At 52.1% G+C, this 19,669-nt stretch carries 18 protein-coding genes and 4 tRNA genes; 11 read left to right on the forward strand and 11 right to left on the reverse strand.

The window, feature by feature from the left end; translation table 11 throughout:
* Positions 1–2: 2 nt before the first annotated feature.
* The 6 genes from motA to cspE all read right to left on the reverse strand — a co-directional run bounded on the left by motA (position 3) and on the right by cspE (position 5,197).
* Complete coding sequence (gene motA / locus JL661_RS11070; protein ID WP_004240017.1) at positions 3–890, reverse strand: flagellar motor stator protein MotA; 888 nt, start codon at positions 888–890, stop codon at positions 3–5.
* 99 nt (positions 891–989) lie between these two features.
* Entirely contained in the window at positions 990–1,571 is a 582-nt protein-coding gene (gene flhC / locus JL661_RS11075; protein ID WP_004236866.1) for a flagellar transcriptional regulator FlhC, read from the reverse strand.
* 5 nt (positions 1,572–1,576) lie between these two features.
* Positions 1,577–1,930 (reverse strand): flagellar transcriptional regulator FlhD, encoded by a 354-nt coding sequence (gene flhD / locus JL661_RS11080; RefSeq protein ID WP_004240016.1) that lies wholly within the window; start codon positions 1,928–1,930, stop codon positions 1,577–1,579.
* A 1,711-nt stretch (positions 1,931–3,641) separates the two neighbouring features.
* On the reverse strand, positions 3,642–4,337 hold the full coding sequence (locus JL661_RS11085) for an MgtC family protein (RefSeq protein WP_004240015.1): 696 nt from the start codon (positions 4,335–4,337) through the stop codon (positions 3,642–3,644).
* 349 nt (positions 4,338–4,686) lie between these two features.
* On the reverse strand, positions 4,687–4,881 hold the full coding sequence (dsrB, locus tag JL661_RS11090) for a protein DsrB (protein WP_015422621.1): 195 nt from the start codon (positions 4,879–4,881) through the stop codon (positions 4,687–4,689).
* A 103-nt stretch (positions 4,882–4,984) separates the two neighbouring features.
* A complete protein-coding gene (gene cspE, locus JL661_RS11095; protein ID WP_004240014.1) occupies positions 4,985–5,197 on the reverse strand; it encodes a transcription antiterminator/RNA stability regulator CspE in 213 nt (70 codons plus the stop codon).
* A 460-nt stretch (positions 5,198–5,657) separates the two neighbouring features.
* Here cspE and JL661_RS11100 point away from each other — a divergent pair, with 460 nt between their 5' ends.
* From JL661_RS11100 to JL661_RS11120, 5 genes are all read left to right on the forward strand, one after another.
* Positions 5,658–6,167 carry a YlaC family protein gene (locus tag JL661_RS11100; RefSeq protein ID WP_004240013.1) on the forward strand — a complete coding sequence of 170 codons (510 nt, stop codon included), beginning with the start codon at positions 5,658–5,660 and terminating at the stop codon, positions 6,165–6,167.
* Positions 6,168–6,296: 129 nt separating this feature from the next.
* Positions 6,297–6,372, forward strand: a tRNA-Asn gene (locus JL661_RS11105).
* Positions 6,373–6,529: 157 nt separating this feature from the next.
* Positions 6,530–6,605, forward strand: a tRNA-Asn gene (locus JL661_RS11110).
* A 243-nt stretch (positions 6,606–6,848) separates the two neighbouring features.
* A tRNA-Asn gene (locus JL661_RS11115) sits at positions 6,849–6,924 on the forward strand.
* Positions 6,925–7,150: 226 nt separating this feature from the next.
* Positions 7,151–7,226 (forward strand) — tRNA-Asn (locus JL661_RS11120).
* A gap of 49 nt (positions 7,227–7,275) precedes the next feature.
* Here the strand turns inward: JL661_RS11120 and JL661_RS11125 are convergent.
* Both JL661_RS11125 and JL661_RS11130 read right to left on the reverse strand, forming a co-directional pair.
* Positions 7,276–7,578: a helix-turn-helix domain-containing protein gene (locus tag JL661_RS11125; protein WP_004236876.1), complete on the reverse strand. Its 303-nt coding sequence runs from the start codon at positions 7,576–7,578 to the stop codon at positions 7,276–7,278.
* A gap of 2 nt (positions 7,579–7,580) precedes the next feature.
* Complete coding sequence (locus tag JL661_RS11130) at positions 7,581–7,934, reverse strand: type II toxin-antitoxin system RelE/ParE family toxin (RefSeq protein WP_032098584.1); 354 nt, start codon at positions 7,932–7,934, stop codon at positions 7,581–7,583.
* Positions 7,935–8,210: 276 nt separating this feature from the next.
* Here JL661_RS11130 and pyrC point away from each other — a divergent pair, with 276 nt between their 5' ends.
* Entirely contained in the window at positions 8,211–9,263 is a 1,053-nt protein-coding gene (pyrC, locus tag JL661_RS11135) for a dihydroorotase (RefSeq protein ID WP_062772495.1), read from the forward strand.
* A gap of 234 nt (positions 9,264–9,497) precedes the next feature.
* On the forward strand, positions 9,498–9,755 hold the full coding sequence (bssS, locus tag JL661_RS11140) for a biofilm formation regulator BssS (RefSeq protein ID WP_004236879.1): 258 nt from the start codon (positions 9,498–9,500) through the stop codon (positions 9,753–9,755).
* Between the two features lie 145 nt (positions 9,756–9,900).
* Here bssS and ttrA read toward each other — a convergent pair whose 3' ends face one another.
* From ttrA to ttrB, 3 genes are read right to left on the reverse strand one after another with little or no spacing between them, the layout of a single operon-like run.
* Entirely contained in the window at positions 9,901–12,981 is a 3,081-nt protein-coding gene (ttrA, locus tag JL661_RS11145) for a tetrathionate reductase subunit TtrA (RefSeq protein ID WP_062772492.1), read from the reverse strand.
* Positions 12,974–14,038, reverse strand: coding sequence for a tetrathionate reductase subunit TtrC (gene ttrC, locus JL661_RS11150; protein ID WP_004236882.1), 1,065 nt, complete (start codon positions 14,036–14,038; stop codon positions 12,974–12,976). The genes ttrA and ttrC overlap by 8 nt, the downstream gene beginning before the upstream one ends.
* The gene (gene ttrB, locus JL661_RS11155; RefSeq protein ID WP_004236883.1) at positions 14,038–14,775 is read right to left on the reverse strand and encodes a tetrathionate reductase subunit TtrB; all 738 of its coding nucleotides are present in this window, start codon (positions 14,773–14,775) and stop codon (positions 14,038–14,040) included. The genes ttrC and ttrB overlap by 1 nt, the downstream gene beginning before the upstream one ends.
* A gap of 221 nt (positions 14,776–14,996) precedes the next feature.
* On the opposite strand from ttrB, the gene ttrS reads away from it, so the two are divergent.
* The 4 genes from ttrS (at position 14,997) to mdtG (ending at position 19,643) form a co-directional block, all read left to right on the forward strand.
* On the forward strand, positions 14,997–16,751 hold the full coding sequence (gene ttrS, locus JL661_RS11160; protein WP_004236884.1) for a tetrathionate respiration histidine kinase TtrS: 1,755 nt from the start codon (positions 14,997–14,999) through the stop codon (positions 16,749–16,751).
* The gene (gene ttrR, locus JL661_RS11165) at positions 16,742–17,353 is read left to right on the forward strand and encodes a tetrathionate respiration response regulator TtrR (RefSeq protein ID WP_004236885.1); all 612 of its coding nucleotides are present in this window, start codon (positions 16,742–16,744) and stop codon (positions 17,351–17,353) included. Before ttrS ends, ttrR begins: the two co-directional genes overlap by 10 nt.
* 91 nt (positions 17,354–17,444) lie before the next feature.
* Positions 17,445–18,386: a Kdo(2)-lipid IV(A) acyltransferase gene (locus JL661_RS11170; RefSeq protein WP_004236886.1), complete on the forward strand. Its 942-nt coding sequence runs from the start codon at positions 17,445–17,447 to the stop codon at positions 18,384–18,386.
* A gap of 24 nt (positions 18,387–18,410) precedes the next feature.
* A complete protein-coding gene (mdtG, locus tag JL661_RS11175; protein WP_024473894.1) occupies positions 18,411–19,643 on the forward strand; it encodes a multidrug efflux MFS transporter MdtG in 1,233 nt (410 codons plus the stop codon).
* The last annotated feature ends 26 nt before the right edge of the window (positions 19,644–19,669 follow it).

Here is a 19,669-nt window from a genome sequence, read left to right on the forward strand (position 1 = left end):
GTTTACTCCCCGTCCTGTGCTTCGGTACGGTGGCTGACTTTTACTTCACGGACTTTGTCTTCCAGCTCGGTAAAGGAAGGACGGTCGGCGCTGAACAGGACTTTACGGCCGAATTCAACCGCGATTTGCGGCGGATAACCCTGTAAGGATGAAAGGAAAGTGACTTTGATACATTCCAGCATTTTCAGCTGTTCACCACTGCGCAGACGAATCAGTGACGCCAGCGGTAAAATAAAGCCATACGCGACGAGAATACCGAGGAATGTCCCGACCATCGCATGCGCAATCAGCGCCCCCAGCTCACCGGCCGGACGGTCAGCAGAACCCAGCGCATTAACCACCCCGAGAACGGCGGCAACAATACCGAATGCCGGCATGGAATCCCCGACCATATTCAGGCCGGAAGCCGGCACTTCGCTCTCCTGACGGAAGGTTTCCAGTTCCTCATCCATCAGGGCTTCAATTTCGTGGCTTTGCAGGTTACTGGTGATCATCAGACGCAGATAATCCACCAGAAACATCAGTGCAGCCGGGTCTTTGAGAATGCGCGGGTACTGGGAAAAAATATCGCTTTCCTGCGGATTTTCGATATCTTTTTCCAGGGCAAGCAGCCCCTGCTGGCGGGATTTATTGAGTAACTGGAACAACAGCGCCATCAGATCCATTGACATCGCTTTGTTGTAGGAGGAGCGCCGGAACAGACGCGGCAGTACTTTACCCAGGGCAACAATGGATTTTCCGCTGTTACCGACGACAAATGCACCAAAACCGGCACCTAGAATAATAACAAATTCAGCGGGTTGATAAAGTGCGCCCATATGGCCGCCAACCATCAGATAGCCGCCGATGACCGTGCCCGTAACAATGATGTATCCGATGAGTATTAACACACTATTCCCTTTAACTCAGTTAGGTATCGGATGGCAGTCAAAGGGAATTTTCAGGAAGGACAGGCAAAACGGATTTGCCTGTTTACCAAATCAATCCAGTCACATTACCGCTTTGGCAATGCCATCCTCTCGATATAGCGTAATATCGGCGGGAAGCGCGGAAAGTTTACGTTTTTTTATTGCCCGTGACGGCGGCTGGCACAAACTGCAGGTAAAACTGTTTTCAGGGATGTGCGCGTAGGTAACAAATGACCCGCTGCAGCAACTGCAGACCGAGCGCTGAAGCATCCCGCTCTCCACAAAACGCACCAGGGTCCAGGCGCGGGTCAGTGCCAGCAGCGGCTCTTCACCGGGCGCCGGAGGACACTGCTCCAGGTACAGCCGGTAAGCCTTTACTATCACATCAACACCGGTGCACTGTCCGCTGTTCATCAGAAACTCATAGGCGTTATAAAACATGGAGGCGTGAATATTTTGTTCCCACGTCATAAACCAGTCGGTGGAAAACGGCAGCATACCTTTCGGGGGCGGACATCCGCGCAGCTCTTTGTAGAGGCGGATCAGGCGTCCGCGGCTGATTTGCGTTTCGCTTTCCAACATCTGAAGACGAGCACCCAGAGAGATTAATTCCATCGCGAGACGGATATCCTGAGCCTCTTTGATGATACTTTTTTCGGCCATGATACTTATCTTTTTCTTGCGTGTGAGTCAGTGCCAGCCGCGCCGTGCGTTTGCAGCAGACGGGTTGACAGTAAAATTCCGGTATGAACCTGTTGTAATTCATCCACGCGGGAATCGCGTGTAAGTTTTTCAATGGTTTCGCTGCTTTCAAATCTGAACTGACAGATTAGCTGGTTGGTTTCCGCTAATTTGACCAATTGAGAGAGCGTAAGGTTTGCTAACGTAGTTGCCATTGCATCGTTAATGCCTAAGCGGAACATGGCAGAAGCTTTTTCCTGAGCAATAAGTTTTTGGGCTAACAGCAGGTATGAGAGGTTAATATCATAAATATGCTTCAGAAAATCAGTCGTCTGGCTCATTTTTTCCTTTCCGAATATCAGCAGCAACAAAGTACAGCAGAAACTATCTCCGGCGCTGTGTGATACCGGAGATCCTGTTTTACGTAATGTAATAAATACCGGAGAAGCTCATTCCATCGTTTACTGCCAATCCATATAAATATCCGGCATGCGTGCGAAACACACAAAAGTAAACTTAAATTAAATACATATCAGGAATACCTGTAAACAATAAAGGTAACGATTAAAATCAGCACCAGCTTATTTAATGTCTGAATCATCTTATATCATTTATAGACGTTATTTATTATGCACCACAAAATTAACTATTCAAGCCACTGATGTTTGTTTTTGGCAGAGAAAGATAAACATCCCACCATGCATTAGTACAATTTTACTATTAATTATATTTTGTCTCACCATATCCCAAATACTCACCGTACTTATCACTCCCATAAGTCAAATGTCAATAATCTTCAGGCGAATACGACTCAAAATGTGTGTGACTCAAGTCCATTGCACCAATCATATAATGTGACTGCCTATATTGATCCAGATCAATGAGCTTTATTGGGAAACTCTGCTTTACCCTATCTATCGAAGGTATACTTAGCAAAAATAGCGGTACAAAACTCTTATTTTTCACCTAAATGGTTATATAAAGTTCGATTTTGTTCATTTTCACCCGGTTTATGACCCTGCAATAACAATGTGAAATTGTGAGCATTACATAACATCCCCGCTGATCAATGTTTAGTTATTTTTAACAAAAAACAGCCATTCATGATGATAAATCATAAGATAACTTTATGTTATAGCCAAGGGGTTATTTGGAAGGAAGGTAACTGAAGATTAAATGAATTTAATTCATTGTTGTGGTTTTCAATTCAGGCTGTCTTTATTTCTTTTTAAAAATAATGGCTCTCTCTTTTTATATGCTCACTTATTTGTCTTTCCGGAGCTGATAAGGTTATGTATATACCTTCGGATGATACTTTTATAAACTCGCCGCCTCTTTGATAAACCGGTTACTGTTCTGAAAAACACACTGACATGCTTCTGTCACAGAAATGGCATCATACCATCACAATCCCGGCATTTTCCTATTAGCAAAGTCGTTAATTAAATGTAGCATTAAAAGATAGGATCGTGTCTGAAGTAATAACCTACAATATAGTAACGTATAGTTACTATATACTTTTGTTTTTACAAATTAAAAGTGTATCGCAGTCATGTGACGATTCAGGGTAATTATTTCACGCTATTCAGTCCCGCAGAACAGTGCTCTTTATCCCGCAGCACTGAAAATCAGTAAGCAGATCAAAATTTGCGATCCTGCGCTTTTTACACCACCACCTGATTAGCGATAAAATGTTATCAGATTGTGATTTCCATCACGGTTTATTGCTGATTTTCCGAAAAGTTTCTGAAATCCGGGCCGATATTTATGACAGACGTCACGCTCTCCACCCCGCAACCTCACTTTACTGCCACCATAAATCTGCCGTAGTGTGACACCAATCCGCCACTTTCCATCAGCCGGATAGCTGAGGATTTAGTTCTTTATTCTTAAAATAAGCTAAAAACCCCCAGCCTCTTCCATCAAAAATTATCACTAAATATAAATATTCTGTTGATACACAGAATAAAGCCGGTGGAATAACCACCGGCACAAACCTTAAGACTTTATTAAAAAAAGATCGATAGTTGCTGACCCGCGTACAGAAAGGCATCAGACCGGCAGTTCAGAGGCAATCATCCAGTTAACCGCACTGACACTTCTCTCCAGACTGACCCGGCAAACAATGCCTTCTATCTCCTTCTGCTCTGCCGGTGTGGCACGTACTTCCGCACAAACCTCCAGTTTTCCGCCGGAAGTATCCGCACTGCTGAGAGAGTGCAGCCGGACATGTGAACCATTCAGCGCCTGAAGGATCACGGTTCTGACCAGAATTTCATCTTTTTCATGACAAACGGCACGGATTTTATAGTCCTGCACCAGATCCGTGGCGTGAATGACCGGACGGGCATTGATGCGCTGCGCAGCTTCCCGCAGCAAAATATTGGCACATAAGATAACCAGTGCCGCCGTCACTGCCGGGCCAAATTCCCCCAGTCCGCACAGCACACCTATGCCGGCTGAGCACCATAATGTCGCGGCGGTATTCAGTCCGCGGATATTCATGCCTTCACGCATAATAACGCCGGCCCCGAGAAAACCGATGCCGGAAACCACCTGTGCAGCTATACGTCCCGGGCTGTCCGGTGATGTGGTCACCGAACTTAAGATAAATACAGCGGCACCTACTGCCACCAGAGCATTGGTGCGCAGACCTGCCATCCGCTGACGCCACTGGCGCTCCGCACCAATCAGGGCGCCAAGTGCCAGCGCCGCCAGTAAATTGAGTAAATAAGGAATTGCAAACATAGTAACCTCCACCCGAAAGACGCAATGGCGTCAGGTGTTAACAGCAGAAAAAGTAAAAATGACTGAAAATTCTGCTCAGTAACCAGGAGGAAAGAGTGCGTGAGAAACAATAAACATACTGCATACCTGTAGCAGTGATACGACCGGGAACCGGCGGATCATCTGTATCAATAAAAAAGTGCAGTACCGCAAGAAAGGTGCTGCCCGCCATTATCATTCCGGCAGACAGTTTCAGAAGAGAAAGGTGTGCCGGATCAGTTAATTGAGTTATAACTGTGACTGTCCAAATCCGGGTCCTCTGTTCAGAAAAGATGCGCGGAGTATAGGATGTCCGCGAAAATATGTAAAGTCAGAAATTATTTTTCGGCGTGATGAATACACCATCCCCGCCCTCTTTTTCATTAAAAAACCAAATTCCCTCCGGATATTCCGGTAACGCCACCAGATACATCACACCTTCACTGAACGGTTCGATCAGCAATATCCGGCCTTCACGCGGCTCATCCGCATCGGTTTTGACATAAACTGTGTCGTCAATCTGCATCATCCGGCTCCCGGTCGTCACGATAGTGTGATTAGCATAAAAATCAGGTATAAAAAAAGCCCGCCACTTACGCGGCAGGCTTGGAATTCGGTTTGGCTATATCTTACAGCGGAGTTACGTTAGCTGCAGCCGGGCCTTTAGCACCATTCTCGATGGTGAATTCTACTTGTTGGCCTTCGCCCAGGGTTTTGAAACCTGCGCCCTGAATGGCAGAGAAGTGAACGAAAACATCTTTGCTGCCATCAGCTGGAGTGATGAAACCAAAGCCTTTAGATTCGTTGAACCACTTAACTTGACCTTTCATTTTGTCAGACATGTGACTTTCCTATATATAAATAAATGCATTGCCATTTTGGCAGGTACTGGCCGGAAGCAAAAACTAAATGGAGGCACACAGCATATGAAACGGTCAAAGGCTATCCTGGATAACACTCAACTTAAACGCTCAAACTCAGTTGTCATACATAAAGCTGCTCTTTTTAGGGCCGCAAGCATTAACTCATGAGTGGGGATGAATAGCAACTGATTTATTGCCGTGAATTTTAAAAAAAGTGAAAGAGCTCATATTTATTAACTTTTGTTTGGTTAATTGTCTGCGATTTCAGCGTATTGAACTGACAATCAGGCCAGACTTAAGCCAAATAAGACTATTCTTAATAATCCCCGCATCATAACAGTTATCCCTCACAAAGCCCGTAACTGTTCTGCGCGGTTGTGTACCGGATATGTTAATATAATGTATCAGAATAGTCAGCAGACCTGCGGAGGTCATTCATATGGATGTCGTCAGAACACTTATTACCGGCGCTCTTGATAATATCAACCAGCGTGAGAAACGGGACGGAAAACCCCGTTTCAGCAGTCATTTTATCCGCACCTATCCTTATTTATGTCTGGCGATGGTGGTGTCCTATCTTGTTCTGGGTGTTCTTATTTATTATGCACCCTACTTCGGCTTTTACTGGCTGCTCGGTTTCAGTGCTCTGTTCCTGGTAATGGCTGCGGTTCTGCTGTTTGAGGTCAGACCGGTTTACCGCTTTACGGATATCGGCGTGCTGGATCTGCGGGTGTGCTACAACGGCGAATGGTTTGTCAGTGAAGTTGTGCCCCCGGAAACCCTGGCGGCGTTACTTGACCACCCGCAGGTCAGTGATTCACTGAAACAGGAGATCCGCCATATGACAGAAACAAAAGGTACCGTGTCATTTTATGATCTGCATCTGATGGCGTACCCGGAAGCGCATCCGGAAAAACCACGCTCTCACTGGATGAAAGGTGCAGCTTAAGCCACTGTTTATGCCTGTTTTTCACTCACCCGGGTTACTTGCTGAGCAAACAGAATAAAATTGCCTTTTTCCCGTTGACACAACCGGGGCACCCCGTTAATATGCGCCTCGTTCCCAAGGGAACACGCTTCCTCCATAGTTCAGTCGGTAGAACGGCGGACTGTTAATCCGTATGTCGCTGGTTCAAGTCCAGCTGGAGGAGCCATATTTAAGAGCCCGCTCACTGAGCGGGCTTTTTCGTTTTTGTCCCTGCTTATCCGCAATTGCTCAAGCCTTAGCCACTCAGTCATTTTTTTGCATTTTGCCCTTTACAAGCTGCCGCAGGATAGCTATGATTCACCCCGTTCTCACGAGAACGCGATTCCTCCATAGTTCAGTCGGTAGAACGGCGGACTGTTAATCCGTATGTCGCTGGTTCAAGTCCAGCTGGAGGAGCCAAATTTAAAAGCCTGCTCACTGAGCAGGCTTTTTTCATTTCTGCTGTTCTTCTTTTTCCGCACGGCTTCTGATGAATTCCCTGAGGGTGAAAATCCGGATTTATACCTGTTAACCCCGTGATTTTGATGATTATTCCGCCGGAATGCTCATAAGTACGGCAAACAGATCACAATCTCTGATTTTCGCTTTGACAATCCGTTCTGACCACATTACTATGCACCCCGTTCTCACAGAGAACACACTTCCTCCATAGTTCAGTCGGTAGAACGGCGGACTGTTAATCCGTATGTCGCTGGTTCAAGTCCAGCTGGAGGAGCCATATTTAAGAGCCCGCTCACTGAGCGGGCTTTTTCGTTTATGCCATCCGGTAATTTCTGTCTGCCTGTTTTTATTTTTCATGACTGACTGATTTACAGGCAGAAATTATGCTTTTTGCTGTTATTTCCTGCAAAGTGATCACAAACAAAGCAAACGATTCAAAAAGTCATTTTTCATTTTGACAAACCGGCCCCGCCGCACTACTATGCACCCCGCGTTGAAGATGTTCCTCCATAGTTCAGTCGGTAGAACGGCGGACTGTTAATCCGTATGTCGCTGGTTCGAGTCCAGCTGGAGGAGCCAACGTTTACCTCTCCTGTTTATTTCTCTGTTTTATCCGCAGTATCCCGTATCAGACCCGGAACATATAATGCGTGCCGTCCGGCAGTTCAACATCAATATTCAGTTTTCCGCCGATGGCATCCACATAGCGTCTCAGCGTGGATAATTTGACATCACGCCCCGGTTTTTCCATCCCTGCGACTGTCGGCTGTTTTATTCCCAGTGCCTGCGCCATTTCCACCTGTGTTTTCTTCACTTTCTCCCGCAGCTCCGCCAGATGGATATTCAGCAGGATCTCATCCGCCTGAACCCGTGCAGCAGCCGCGACTTCCGGCTTTTCCTCAGCCAGCAGTTGTCTGAGTGACTTTCCCATTGTTAACTCCTGTTTTCCGGCCTGTTCAGCCATTCTGTATACTCACGGTCAGCCTGCGGGATCATCTGCATATAAAAACGTTTTTCTTTGCCGGTTTTATACCCCGCACACAGCAAGACGCCTCTTCTCTCAGGGTCGAATGCAAAAAATGCCCGTATCGGTTGTCCCCTGCTCTGTATACGAAGCTCTTTCATATTCGTATACCGGGAACCTTTTACAGTATCCGCATACGGCCTTGGTAAGCCGGGTCCCCGCTTCTCTAATACCAGCATCGCTGCCAGTATTGCTGCGCGATCTCCGTCATCCTGCTCAGCAAACCACGCTGTAAAATTATCTGTTGTGACTATCTTCCACACGTTATGTCCTTATAATATAGATCATATGCTATATAGGTGCAAAGCAATAGTGCGGATTTTACAACAGGTCATTACGTCAACCGACCCGTGATGCCGGTAACCCGGACAAACATTCAGAAACCCCCTGCCCGTTTCTGCAACAGAGCTACCGTTTCTCCGCCGGTAACGCAAAAGCGCAAATTAACATGGTATTTACCGGCGAATCGTTCTATCATTCTTTTCCGGCTTATGGCACCCGCCATCAGGTTATCCTTTACTTATTTCGGAGCCGGTTCAATGACTCATCCTGTTACTTCCCTGAAAATCCGCCGCCCTGACGACTGGCATATCCATTTCCGTGATGGTGCGATGCTCGGTACTGTTGTGCCTTTCACCAGTGAATTTTTCGGGCGCGCCATTGTGATGCCGAACCTGGTTCCGCCGGTCACCACAACCGATGCCGCCATTGCGTACCGTGACCGTATTCTGGCCGCCGTACCGCAGGGGCACAGTTTCACCCCGCTGATGACCTGCTATCTGACCGATGACGCAGACCCGGCTGAGATTGAACGCGGTTTCCGCGAAGGTGTGTTTACCGCCTGTAAATTGTATCCGGCGAATGCGACCACCAACTCCGCACACGGCGTGTCAGATATCCGCAATATTTATCCGGTGCTGGAGATGATGTCCCGCAACGGTATGCCGCTGCTGGTACACGGTGAAGTGACACACGCCGATATTGATATTTTCGACCGTGAAGCCCGTTTTATTGATGATGTGATGATCCCGCTGCGCCGTGATTTCCCGGCACTGAAAGTGGTGTTCGAGCATATCACCACCAAAGAAGCTGCTCAGTATGTGCTGGACGGGGATGATAATGTCGCCGCCACACTGACACCGCAGCATCTGATGTTTAACCGCAACCATATGCTGGTCGGCGGTGTACGTCCGCATCTGTTCTGCCTGCCGATTCTGAAACGTAATGTACATCAGGAAGCACTGCGTCAGGCAGTGGCCGGCGGCTGCAAACGGTTCTTCCTCGGTACGGACAGCGCTCCGCATGCCCGTCACCGCAAAGAGTCCTCCTGCGGCTGTGCAGGGGTGTTCAATGCCCCCACCGCGCTGGCCGCGTATGCCACAGTATTTGAGGAGCTGAACGCGCTGGAGCACTTTGAGGCATTCTGTTCACTGAACGGCCCGGCATTTTATAGTCTGCCGGTCAATGACGGTTTTATCGAATTAACCCGTCAGGAAGTCATCACCCCGGAAATCATTAACGGCGCAGAGGATATTTTAGTGCCTTTCCTGGCCGGAACCGATGCCCGCTGGGATGTTAAAATCTGTCGTTAAGCAAAATAAACCAGGTATAAACACTCAGACTTTTAGTGCAATAAGGTAAAAACCATCTTATTGCACTACTATTATGTTCAGAGAAGGCGTTTTTGCCGTTTTTTGCATAATAAAAGTCTGATCCCCCCTTTTTACTTTGCGAAAAGACCTTATACTGATATCACCCGTTGTTAACGGGACGTTAGCTCTTAGTCAGAGATACTTAACCATCTTGCCGTATGATTAGGAGGTTCCATGAACGATAAAAAAACCGTGATCCAGACTCATCCGGTTATCGGATGGGATATCAGTACCGTCGACAGTTACGACGCCATGATGCTGCGCCTGCATTATCTGCAGGATCAGTCCCAGTCTCCCGAACATGCAGAAGTGGATAAAACTATGTGGCTGACGACCGATGTCGCCCGCCAGTTGATTGACATACTTCAGGCCGGTATCGATAAAATTGAGTCCGGCGAATATTATAATCAGTCAGATAATATCAGACACTGACACGCAAAGACTGCACAAGAGGGACACCATTTGGTGTCCTTTGTGTTTTCTGCGGCAAAAAAAAAAGACCACCCGGAGGTGGTCAGAGGTATTGCATTACGACTTATTATAATTGTTGGATGATGGGTTGAGGCAGACAGTGTTATCAGGCTGCGGAAATCCGTTCCACTTTCGCCGGCAATCCCTGCCGCACAGACGCTCCGGTTACCCAGTCCAGCCAGGTGTTAGCCACCTGGCGGGTCGGGTCAGCGAAGCCGAGGTCGTTGATATTAATGCCGGACGCGATGCGTTTATCCATCGCCAGCGCTTCGCCGTCAAGATAGTGCTGACGTGCGCCCATTTCGTGATGTCCGTAACCGTGTTCAATCGCCACCACACCCGGCATCACACCGGTCAGCAGGCTGATCTGCGCTTCGACACTGCCGCCCGGCGTGGTGATACGCACCAGATCCCCGTGCTGCACGCCGAACTTCTCACCGTCCGCCGGGTTGATCGCCACCAGGTTTGACGGTTTCACATGGTGCAGGCGCTCAATCATGGTGGTTGAACTACTCATCACATGGGATTTAAAGGACATCAGTTTCAGCGGCCAGCTTTCCGCCGGATAGACGCGGTCAATATCGCTGCCGTCCGACAGACGCGGCGGATAATAGGCCGGACACCCGCTGAAACGCTCGCCGGTGATGGCATGGCGGTTCTGCGCCACTTCCGCGTTCCAGATCTGCAGCGGCTGTTTCCACTGCGGCCCGGTTTTCTCCCCGTCCCAGCCTTTTTCATACGGCGCAAAACGGCCGCCGCGGCTGAAGAGATAAGCAACACGGCTGATTTCTTCTGCTTTCAGCACCTGCTGCATAACAGGCATGATGCGATCCACCCCGGACAGACGGATATCCGCCTCTTTGGCTTCCGGCCCCGGTTTTTCGCCCATAAAGGCGGTATTGGCCGCCACACGCAGATAGTAATCCTCCGCCGTGTTCAGCGGATAAGTGTTGCCGTCATTGTCCGCGATAGCATTATCACCGAATCCCGGCAGGTTCAGGGCTTTCGCCACCGCAATACAGAAGGATTCCATCGCTACCGGCTGACCATCCGCCGTTTTTGCCACACGCGGCGCAACAACCGGCCAGCGGGCGGTGGTGGCTTTGGTCTGTACACCGGACCACGGCGCACTGAATCCCCAGCTTTCAAAGTTGTGGGTATCCGGCACAATGTAATCCGCCAGCGCGGTGGTTTCATTCATAAAGGCATCGATACCGATAATCAGCGGCAGATGCGCCGGGTCTTTCAGCTTCTCTTCCATCACCTGACGGATCCCCGCAATGCCGTACAGCGGGTTGGTCATATTGGTGATCCAGGCCTTCAGTTTGTGCGGATACCCTTCCAGTGCAGAGCCGAGCTGCTCGGTCAGCTGACCGGCTGCCAGCGGATACCACGGTGCTTTGGCCGGATACGGGTTCTGACCGGCGGAAACCTTGTTTTTGTATTCATCGGATTTTTCATAGACCGACTTGCTGCGCGCCAGGTTCATGCCTTTCGGCTTCACTTTGCCCGGGAAGCTGTCCATTTTGTAGCACGGCCCGTCATTGGCACCGTTAAACTTGCCGCCGCCGACAGACACACCGCCTTTCAGGTTCATGTTACCGATCAGCGCATTCAGCATGATCACCGCCCAGGCGTTATAGAATCCGTTACCGGACATCATCCCGCCGTGCGAAATGACCGCCGCCTGACGGCCGTATGAGGTTAGTGTTTTCGCCAGTGCGGCAATCGTTTCTTCCGGCACACCACAGCGGGCGCTGTATTCTGCCGGGGTAAAACGTTGTGCGGATTCTTTCAGCAGCAGGAAACTGCTCTTCAGATTCACAGTGGTGCCGTCTGCCAGCGTGACCGGCTGGCTGACTTCAAGTACCGCACGGTCACAATTGTCCGCCGGAACCAGCTCACCCTGCTCTGTCAGTACCATATACACCGGCTCTTCGGATGTTTGTCCGCTCAGGGCTTCGGCTGTCAGATGCTGACCGGCCAGCGGATGCGCATCATCGGTGATGACAAGATGAGTCGCGTTTGTCCAGCTGCTCTCACCGACACGCTTCATGGAGGCTTCCCCCGGAACGGCGAGATACTCCGCGTTATAGCGGTTATTCTCAATCATCCAGCGGATCATACCCATGACCAGCGCGGAATCGGTGCCCGGTGTGATTGGGATCCAGTGTCCGTGGTCATTGGCAAGCGTAGTGGTCAGCGGCAGTGCCGGTGAAACCACCGCATAGTTAAAGCTGTCGCGGATCCGCGCATTGGCCAGCTGACGCCCCTGGCGTTTGAACGGGTTACCGGACTGCGCCGGAGAGGTGCCGAGGAACAGGGCAAACTTCACATAATCCCAGTCCGGTTTGACGTGGGCGTTTTTGTCCAGGTCGTTCATCAGCGCACCGGAGCCGGCGCGATAGGCCAGTCCGCAATAAGCGCCGTGTGCGCCGAAGTTTTTGCTGCCGAAGGCATTCTGGGCAAAACGGCGGATAAAGGTATCGCGCCCGTCATCCCCGGCGTTGGTCACCAGTAACTGGTTTGCCACCGGGCCGAGTGCAGGCTGTGCCGGGTCAATCAGCGTATCGAGGTCACGGATAGCACGCAGCCCGTCCACATGACCTTCGCCGAACAGATCACCGCCTTCCGTCACTTCTTTTATCAGCTGTTCAAAGCTGATGCGCTGCCATTTACCTTCGCCGCGTTTACCGGCGCGCTTCATCGGCTCCAGGATACGCAGCGGGCTGTGCAGCCCTTCCATCAGTGTCGCGCCACGGGCACAGGCGGTGGAACGTCCTTCCAGGCCGCTTTCGCCGCCCATGTTTTTCAGGGCTTCCGCCAGCGGCGTGTTATAGGCGATGTGGTGGTCGTGAGAGAGCGGATGATACGGGTTACCGGCAATGCGGATCACCTGATTGGTTTCGCGGTCAACACGGGCACGGATCCCGCACTGCGTCCAGCAGCCGAAGCACTGGGTCATCGATACCGCCTGTGCGTTTTCCGCCTGCCAGCCTTTCAGGGCATTCCCTTCCGGGATCAGCGAGTTACCGTTAATGCGGTGCAGAGTCACTTTACCGGAAGTACCGTTCATCAGCCCGTCGACGGCGCGTTTCGCCACATCGCGGTAACTGTAACCGAACGCTGCCAGTCCGCCGATCGCCAAACCTGCTTTTAACCACTGACGTCTTGTTGACTTAGCCATGTTGTACACCCCCGTCCTGCGCGACTTTCTGTTGATTCTGTACTTTGTTATTAACCCAGCGGATACCTTCACGGAATATAATCACCAGAGCTATCCATAAACCGATCGTGCCGATAATGGCCTGAATACCATCCGTGCCCATCGGCAGGCTGTACGGATTGTGCATGACATTGTATTTCGGCAGCGTCTGTACCTGCATCAGCAGCAGCCAGCGCAGCGACCAGGTCAGGAACAGTGTCAGCAGCGCATGAACGGTGATATACGCGACTGAGCCACGGCGGGTCAGCAGACGGACCGCCAGCACCATCAGCGCAATCCACAGAACGATTTCCCCCATCGCCAGTGTCCACCCGGTTGTGCCGAAACGGAGCTGGGCGCGGATAGCGGCACCGGAAATGGTGTCACCGGCGATCCAGAATCCCATACACACCGCCAGCAGCAGTAACGAAACCACCTGCAGACGCGCCAGTTGCGCCTGATACTGCGGCTCACGGCGGGCACCCAGCATCATCAGGGCAGGCAGTGCCTGTAATGCACTGAAGAAGAGCAGCACCGGGATCCAGTAACTGAACCAGATCGGATGCGCACGCACCACTGAAACCTCACGGCCGGTATACAGCAGCAGGCCGATGGCGAATGCGGCACTGCCGAGTGCCACCCAGCGGGTCAGTTTAAATTGCTTATGCCAGATTTTGTCCGCCACCAGCGCCAGGAAATAGAGACCGATACAGCCGGTAAACGCCGGCAGGAACAGAGCGCCCCACGGCATCCACGACCACGGCGTCGGATAAGCATAGAAATGCCAGACACGGGCGGTCTGATGCAGATCCGCTGTCAGTGCCATCGGCGCGGCGATCCCGAGGGTGATGCTGATAAAGACCGCGAGCATCTCAAGGCGGGCATCCCGTTTGTCTCCCCGCCAGCGCTGCCAGCAGGCATACAGGGCGGCACAGGCGGCGATCCCTATCATAAAGAAGTATTGCACCGCCCACGGCAGCCAGGTGATTTCCTGCGGCCGGGCCAGCACTTCCTGAATTAACATCGCTTGTTCAGTCATCAGTGGATCTCCTGCCATAATGCGGGCTGTCCGCGGTTTTCCAGCGGATGAACGAAAGCCTCATCCAGTCCCAGATAGAACACCTGCGGCAGTGTGCCGTTTTCCGGTTTCAGCACTTTAATCGCAGCTTCATGCTCTCTGAGCATTTTGCTGATGGTGCCGGACGGATCTTTCAGGTCACCGATAATACGTGCGCCGCCGACACAGGATTCCACACAGGCCGGTAACAGCCCCGCTTCCAGACGGTGGGCGCAGAAGGTGCACTTATCTGCGGTCTGTGTGCTGTGGTTAATAAAGCGGGCATCGTACGGACAGGCCTGCACACAATAGGCGCAGCCGACACAGCGGGTGTTATCCACCACCACAATGCCGTCTTCGCGCTGGAAAGTGGCCTGCACCGGACATACCGGCACACACGGCGGGTTATCACAATGGTTGCACAGACGCGGCAGAAGCACGTTGGTGGTCGCCTCTTCATTGCGGATCTGAATCTGATACTGGCTGACACTGGTGCGGAACTGCCCCTGCGGGCTCTGGTTTTCAACTGAACAGCTGACGGTACAGGACTGACAGCCGACACAGCGGCGTAAATCAATCAGCATACCGTAGCGCTTTGACGGGTCGCCTTCACGGCGGGTCGGCGAAAAATGCAGACCTGCCTCCGCCATCGGAACCAGGGCCGTACCTGCTGTCAGGACGCCCAGGTTTTGCAGAAATTTTCGTTTGCCAAGATCCATACTGCTCTCCGGTGTATTTGGAACTTCATTGCTCGTCGTATTCAAACTCAACCAAAAAGGAATAAACATGTTGTTGAGTAAAGGGATATGTCATTATGGGGATTGTAAAAATTGCCGGAGAGTCCCCCTATTGTGGTTAACCACATAACGGGGAATACATTGATCTAAAACAACAGATTTTTCTCAGAAAACGGACACAGGACGCACTGACCCGGGGACACATGCAGATAGCCGCACGCACAGGTTTGCTGACCGCACTGTTATTTTTCACCTCTTTTTCATTTGCCGCACAGTGGACCATCGGTGTGCTGGCACTGCGGGGGGATGCACCGACACGTCATTACTGGGAGCCGCTGACAGAGCAGCTCAACCGCGCCCTGCCCGGTGAACACTTCACCCTGCTGCCGCTGACGCTGGATCAGATGCGGGAAGCGCTGCACAATAACGAGATTCAGTTTGTCCTCACCAATCCGGCACAGTTTATCCAGCTGGACAGCAACTTTCCCCTGCGCTGGCTGGTCTCCCTGCGTTCGGCTTATGAGCCGGATAACGCCACCCGTAATGTGATCGGCAGTGTGCTGCTGGTGCGCAAAGAGAGCCCTTATCAGACTCCGGCGGATCTGACCGGTAAAAAAGTCGGGGCAGTCGCGCCGGATGCCTTCGGCGGCTATTTATTAGGCTATAAAGCCTTGCGTGATGCGGGTATCGACCCGCCGCGTGATTACCATCTTCAGTTCTCCGGTTTTCCGGCCGATGCCCTGCTTTATCTGCTGCGGGATAAGGCAATTTCCGGTGCGATTGTTCCGGCCTGCCTGATTGAATCCATGGATAAAGAGGGACTCATTCACCAGGATGATTTCCGGCCGCTTCTCGGACGGGACAGCACCATTCCCTGCTGGACCAGCAGCGAGCTATACCCGAACTGGTCATTTGCGGCGGGCAGCGGTGTACCGGACGAACTGGCGGATGAAGTCACCCGGGTGCTGCTTAACAGCCACGGCGAAAAAACCATGCGCTGGGGTGCGCCGTCATCCACCCGCCAGGTGGAAAATCTGCTGAGGGAAGTCAATCAGCACCCGCAGCAGCGGCAGTTCTGGCAGGAGATTATCAGCTGGAGCCGGAAAAACAGCTGGCTGTTAGGCTCGGTTGCCCTGGTTTTTCTGCTTCTCGGTATCAATCATGTGTGGATTGCTTTCCGGGTGCGCCGCCGCACCCGCCAGCTGGAAGCCGCCCATTCACAGTTACAGCGCCAGCAGCAGGATCTGGAAAAAGCCCAGCAACTGAGTGTGCTCGGGGAGATGGCCTCCGGTTTTGCGCATGAGCTGAATCAGCCGCTGTCCGCTATCCGCCATTACGCCCAGGGCTCGCAAATCCGGCTGGAGCGGGAAGATCCCGCACATCCGCTGCTGCCGGTCATGTCGCAGATTGACAGCCAGGCCGAACGCGGTGCCAGTATTATCCGCAACCTGCGGCTGTGGGCGGGAAACAGCCCATCCTCCCCGGAAGGTGCACCTGTGCCGCAGAATGTGGCGGCGGTACCGGAACTGGTCTGGAAACTGCTGCGGGTTACAGAACGATATCCTTCTGCAGTTTTATATAACACCGTTGCTCATGATGCCGTATTACACTTACCGCCGGCACTGCTGGATCAGGTGCTTTCCAACCTGTTCAGTAACAGTTTGCAGGCCGGGGCGGACTGCATCCGTGTGATGCATCACCACCCCCCCGGCGGACAGATTCTGGTGGTGCAGGATAACGGCGGCGGGATGGATGAAACGCAGCTGACACAACCTTTTGCCCCGTTCCGCTCCACCAGGTCCGAAGGACTCGGGCTCGGGCTGGTGATCTGCCAGCGCCTGATGCGCAGCCAGGGTGGTGATATTCATATGGAAAATTGTTCCGGCCCGGACGAACAGCCCGGCTTATGTGTTACCCTTATCTTCAGTGAACCGACAAAGGAATCCCCATGCCCGTGATCCACCTGGTTGATGATGATGTTGCTGTGACACAGGCGTGTCAGTTTTTGCTGGAGAGCCTCGGTTATGAGGTGTGTGTCTGGAATGACAGCCGGACATTTATTGCACAGGCACCGCTGCACACTTACGGTATTGTGTTACTGGATATGCGCATGCCGCATTTTGACGGCTGCCGTGTGCATCAGATCCTTCAGGAGCGGCACAGCACGCTGGCGGTGATATTCCTGACCGGCCACGGCGACCTGCCGATGGCGGTTGAACAGATGAAACTCGGTGCGGTGGATTTTCTGCAGAAACCGGTGGCCACACAACCGTTGCAGGCAGCACTGACCCGCGCCGCCGCGGTAACCGGCAAAGCCGTGGCCTGTGCCCGAATCCGTGACCGTTTTCAGACTCTGACGCCGAAAGAGCGTCAGATCGCCGGTTTTGTCGCACAAGGACTGATGAACCGGGAAATCGCTGATATTGCCCATGTTGCGGTAAGAACCGTCGAAGTGCACCGCGCCAAAGTGATGGAAAAAATGGCGGCGGGCAGCCTCGCGGAGCTGGTCACGCAGCTCAACAGCATTACGGACGCTGAAAACAGCACCGCAGAGCACTAACATCTGCAACCGATACCACGTATAATTTAGTGTTATATCATTTACATGAACCCGCATCTGCTGATGCTTTAAACAATAACGATGTCTGACTATGATTACAGCTCCTGAATTTCAACGCTCGTTTCTGCATCCCCGCTACTGGCTGACCTGGCTTGGCCTGGGTGTACTGTATGTGCTGGTGTTGCTGCCGTATCCGGTGATTTACCGGCTGGGCACCCGTCTGGGTCGTCTGTCCATGCGTTTTCTCAAACGCCGCGCGGAGATTGCTGACCGCAATCTGCAGTTGTGCTTTCCGGATATGCCGGAAGAAAAGCGCAAAGCGATGGTGGTGGCAAATTTTGAATCCGTCGGCATGGGGCTGTTTGAAACCGGCATGGCCTGGTTCTGGCCGGACTGGCGGGTAAAACGCTGGTTTAAGGTGGAAGGCCGCGAACATATTCAGAAAGTACAGGCATCCGGACAAGGTATTATCGTGATAGGCATCCATTTCCTGACCCTGGAACTGGGCGCACGGATTTTCGGTATGCTCAATCCAGGCATCGGGGTTTACCGTCCGAACGATAACCCGGTGATGGACTGGATGCAGACCACCGGTCGTTTGCGATCCAACAAATCCATGCTCGACCGCAAGGATGTCAAAGGGATGATCCGCGCCCTGCGTGACGGACAGATTTTGTGGTATGCACCGGATCACGATTACGGCCCGCGCAAAAGTGTGTTCGCACCGCTGTTTGCCGTGGAGAAAGCCGCCACCACCACCGGTACGTCTATTCTGGTCAAAGCCGGTCGTGCAGCACTGATCCCGTTCACACCGCGCCGTCTGCCGGACGGAAAAGGCTATGAACTGCTGATCCAGCCCCCTGCGGACGGTTTTCCGGAAGATGATGATGTGGCTGCCGCAACCTTTATGAACCATGTTGTGGAAAAAGAAATTTTACGCGCCCCGGAACAATATATGTGGCTGCATCGGCGCTTCAAAACACGGCCGGAAGGTGAACCGTCCCTCTATCATGACCGGGACAAAGTCCATTAAAAAAGGAATTAAATTACTACCCTGATGCAGAACAAAGCCCCCAACCGTAACTGGAAACGAAATCTTTATGTTGTGTGGTTCGGCTGTTTTCTGACCGGCGCCGCCTTCAGCCTGATCATGCCCTTTCTGCCGCTCTATGTGGAAGAGCTCGGGGTGACAGACCATGAGGAACTCAATCTGTGGACGGGGGCGGCATTCAGTATTACCTTCCTGTTTTCCGCCATCGCTGCCCCTTTCTGGGGCAAACTCTCTGACCGCAAAGGCCGTAAGCTGATGCTGCTGCGCTCCGCGCTCGGTATGGCGATTGTCATGCTGCTGATGGGCTTTGCACAGAATGTCTGGCAATTGCTGTTCCTGCGCGCCCTGCTCGGGCTGCTGGGCGGTTTCGTGCCGAATGCCAATGCGCTGATAGCCACCCAGGTGCCGGTCAAACGCACCGGCTGGGCACTGGGCACGCTTTCCACCGGCGCTGTCAGTGGCGCACTTATCGGCCCGCTTATCGGCGGTTTTCTGGCGGATCACACCGGGTTGCGTCCTGTCTTCTATATCACCGCCAGCGTGCTGTTTATCTGCTTTTTCGTGACACTGTTTTTTGTCCGCGAAAACTTCACGCCGGTGTCACGCAAAGATGCCCTCAACACAAAGCAGGTTTTTGCAGCGATAAAAAATCCGCGCCTGGTAATCTGCCTGTTTTTCACCACCATGTGTATTCAGATTGCGGCAGGTTCGGTCAGCCCGGTTATCACCCTGTATATCCGTGAGCTGGGCGGACATACTGAAAACCTGGCGTTTATCAGCGGGTTAATTGCCTCTGTGCCGGGGCTGGCCGCGCTGATCAGCGCCCCGCGCCTCGGAAAACTGAGTGACCGGATAGGGCCGGATAAGGTACTGATCGCCATGCTGGCAGTGTCTGTGTTTGTTATTCTGCCGATGGCCTGGGTCACCCATTACTGGCAGCTGGGTGCCCTGCGTTTTCTGCTCGGCGCCGTCAATGCCGCTCTGCTGCCCGCCGTCCAGACCCTGATTATTTATCATATCACCCATGAAATTGCCGGACGGATTTTCAGCTATAACCAGGCACTGCGCGACGCCGGTAATGTTACAGGACCGTTAATGGGCGCCTGGGTGGCTGCGCATTTCGGCTTCGCATCTGTCTTTTATTTCACCGCTGCGGTTGTACTGTTTAATCTGTTTTATTCGTGGTGGTGCATAAAATCGCAGAGCGCCCCGAAAATTAAACCGGCCGATATCGGGTAGATATCGCCGGTTTTCATCCGGTTACT

The sequence above is a fragment of the Morganella morganii genome, assembly GCF_019243775.1.
GTDB lineage: Bacteria > Pseudomonadota > Gammaproteobacteria > Enterobacterales > Enterobacteriaceae > Morganella > Morganella morganii.

What these genes read in the sequence shown, in the direction of transcription:
- flhC (WP_004236866.1), bottom strand. Translation starts at nt 1,571, where the DNA reads ATGGCCGAAAAAAGTATCATCAAAGAGGCTCAGGATATCCGTCTCGCG.
- flhD (WP_004240016.1), bottom strand. Translation starts at nt 1,930, where the DNA reads ATGAGCCAGACGACTGATTTTCTGAAGCATATTTATGATATTAACCTC.
- JL661_RS11085 (WP_004240015.1), bottom strand. Translation starts at nt 4,337, where the DNA reads ATGTTTGCAATTCCTTATTTACTCAATTTACTGGCGGCGCTGGCACTT.
- dsrB (WP_015422621.1), bottom strand. Translation starts at nt 4,881, where the DNA reads ATGCAGATTGACGACACAGTTTATGTCAAAACCGATGCGGATGAGCCG.
- cspE (WP_004240014.1), bottom strand. Translation starts at nt 5,197, where the DNA reads ATGTCTGACAAAATGAAAGGTCAAGTTAAGTGGTTCAACGAATCTAAA.
- JL661_RS11100 (WP_004240013.1), top strand. Translation starts at nt 5,658, where the DNA reads ATGGATGTCGTCAGAACACTTATTACCGGCGCTCTTGATAATATCAAC.
- JL661_RS11125 (WP_004236876.1), bottom strand. Translation starts at nt 7,578, where the DNA reads ATGGGAAAGTCACTCAGACAACTGCTGGCTGAGGAAAAGCCGGAAGTC.
- pyrC (WP_062772495.1), top strand. Translation starts at nt 8,211, where the DNA reads ATGACTCATCCTGTTACTTCCCTGAAAATCCGCCGCCCTGACGACTGG.
- bssS (WP_004236879.1), top strand. Translation starts at nt 9,498, where the DNA reads ATGAACGATAAAAAAACCGTGATCCAGACTCATCCGGTTATCGGATGG.
- ttrA (WP_062772492.1), bottom strand. Translation starts at nt 12,981, where the DNA reads ATGGCTAAGTCAACAAGACGTCAGTGGTTAAAAGCAGGTTTGGCGATC.
- ttrC (WP_004236882.1), bottom strand. Translation starts at nt 14,038, where the DNA reads ATGACTGAACAAGCGATGTTAATTCAGGAAGTGCTGGCCCGGCCGCAG.
- ttrB (WP_004236883.1), bottom strand. Translation starts at nt 14,775, where the DNA reads ATGGATCTTGGCAAACGAAAATTTCTGCAAAACCTGGGCGTCCTGACA.
- ttrS (WP_004236884.1), top strand. Translation starts at nt 14,997, where the DNA reads ATGCAGATAGCCGCACGCACAGGTTTGCTGACCGCACTGTTATTTTTC.
- ttrR (WP_004236885.1), top strand. Translation starts at nt 16,742, where the DNA reads ATGCCCGTGATCCACCTGGTTGATGATGATGTTGCTGTGACACAGGCG.
- JL661_RS11170 (WP_004236886.1), top strand. Translation starts at nt 17,445, where the DNA reads ATGATTACAGCTCCTGAATTTCAACGCTCGTTTCTGCATCCCCGCTAC.
- mdtG (WP_024473894.1), top strand. Translation starts at nt 18,411, where the DNA reads ATGCAGAACAAAGCCCCCAACCGTAACTGGAAACGAAATCTTTATGTT.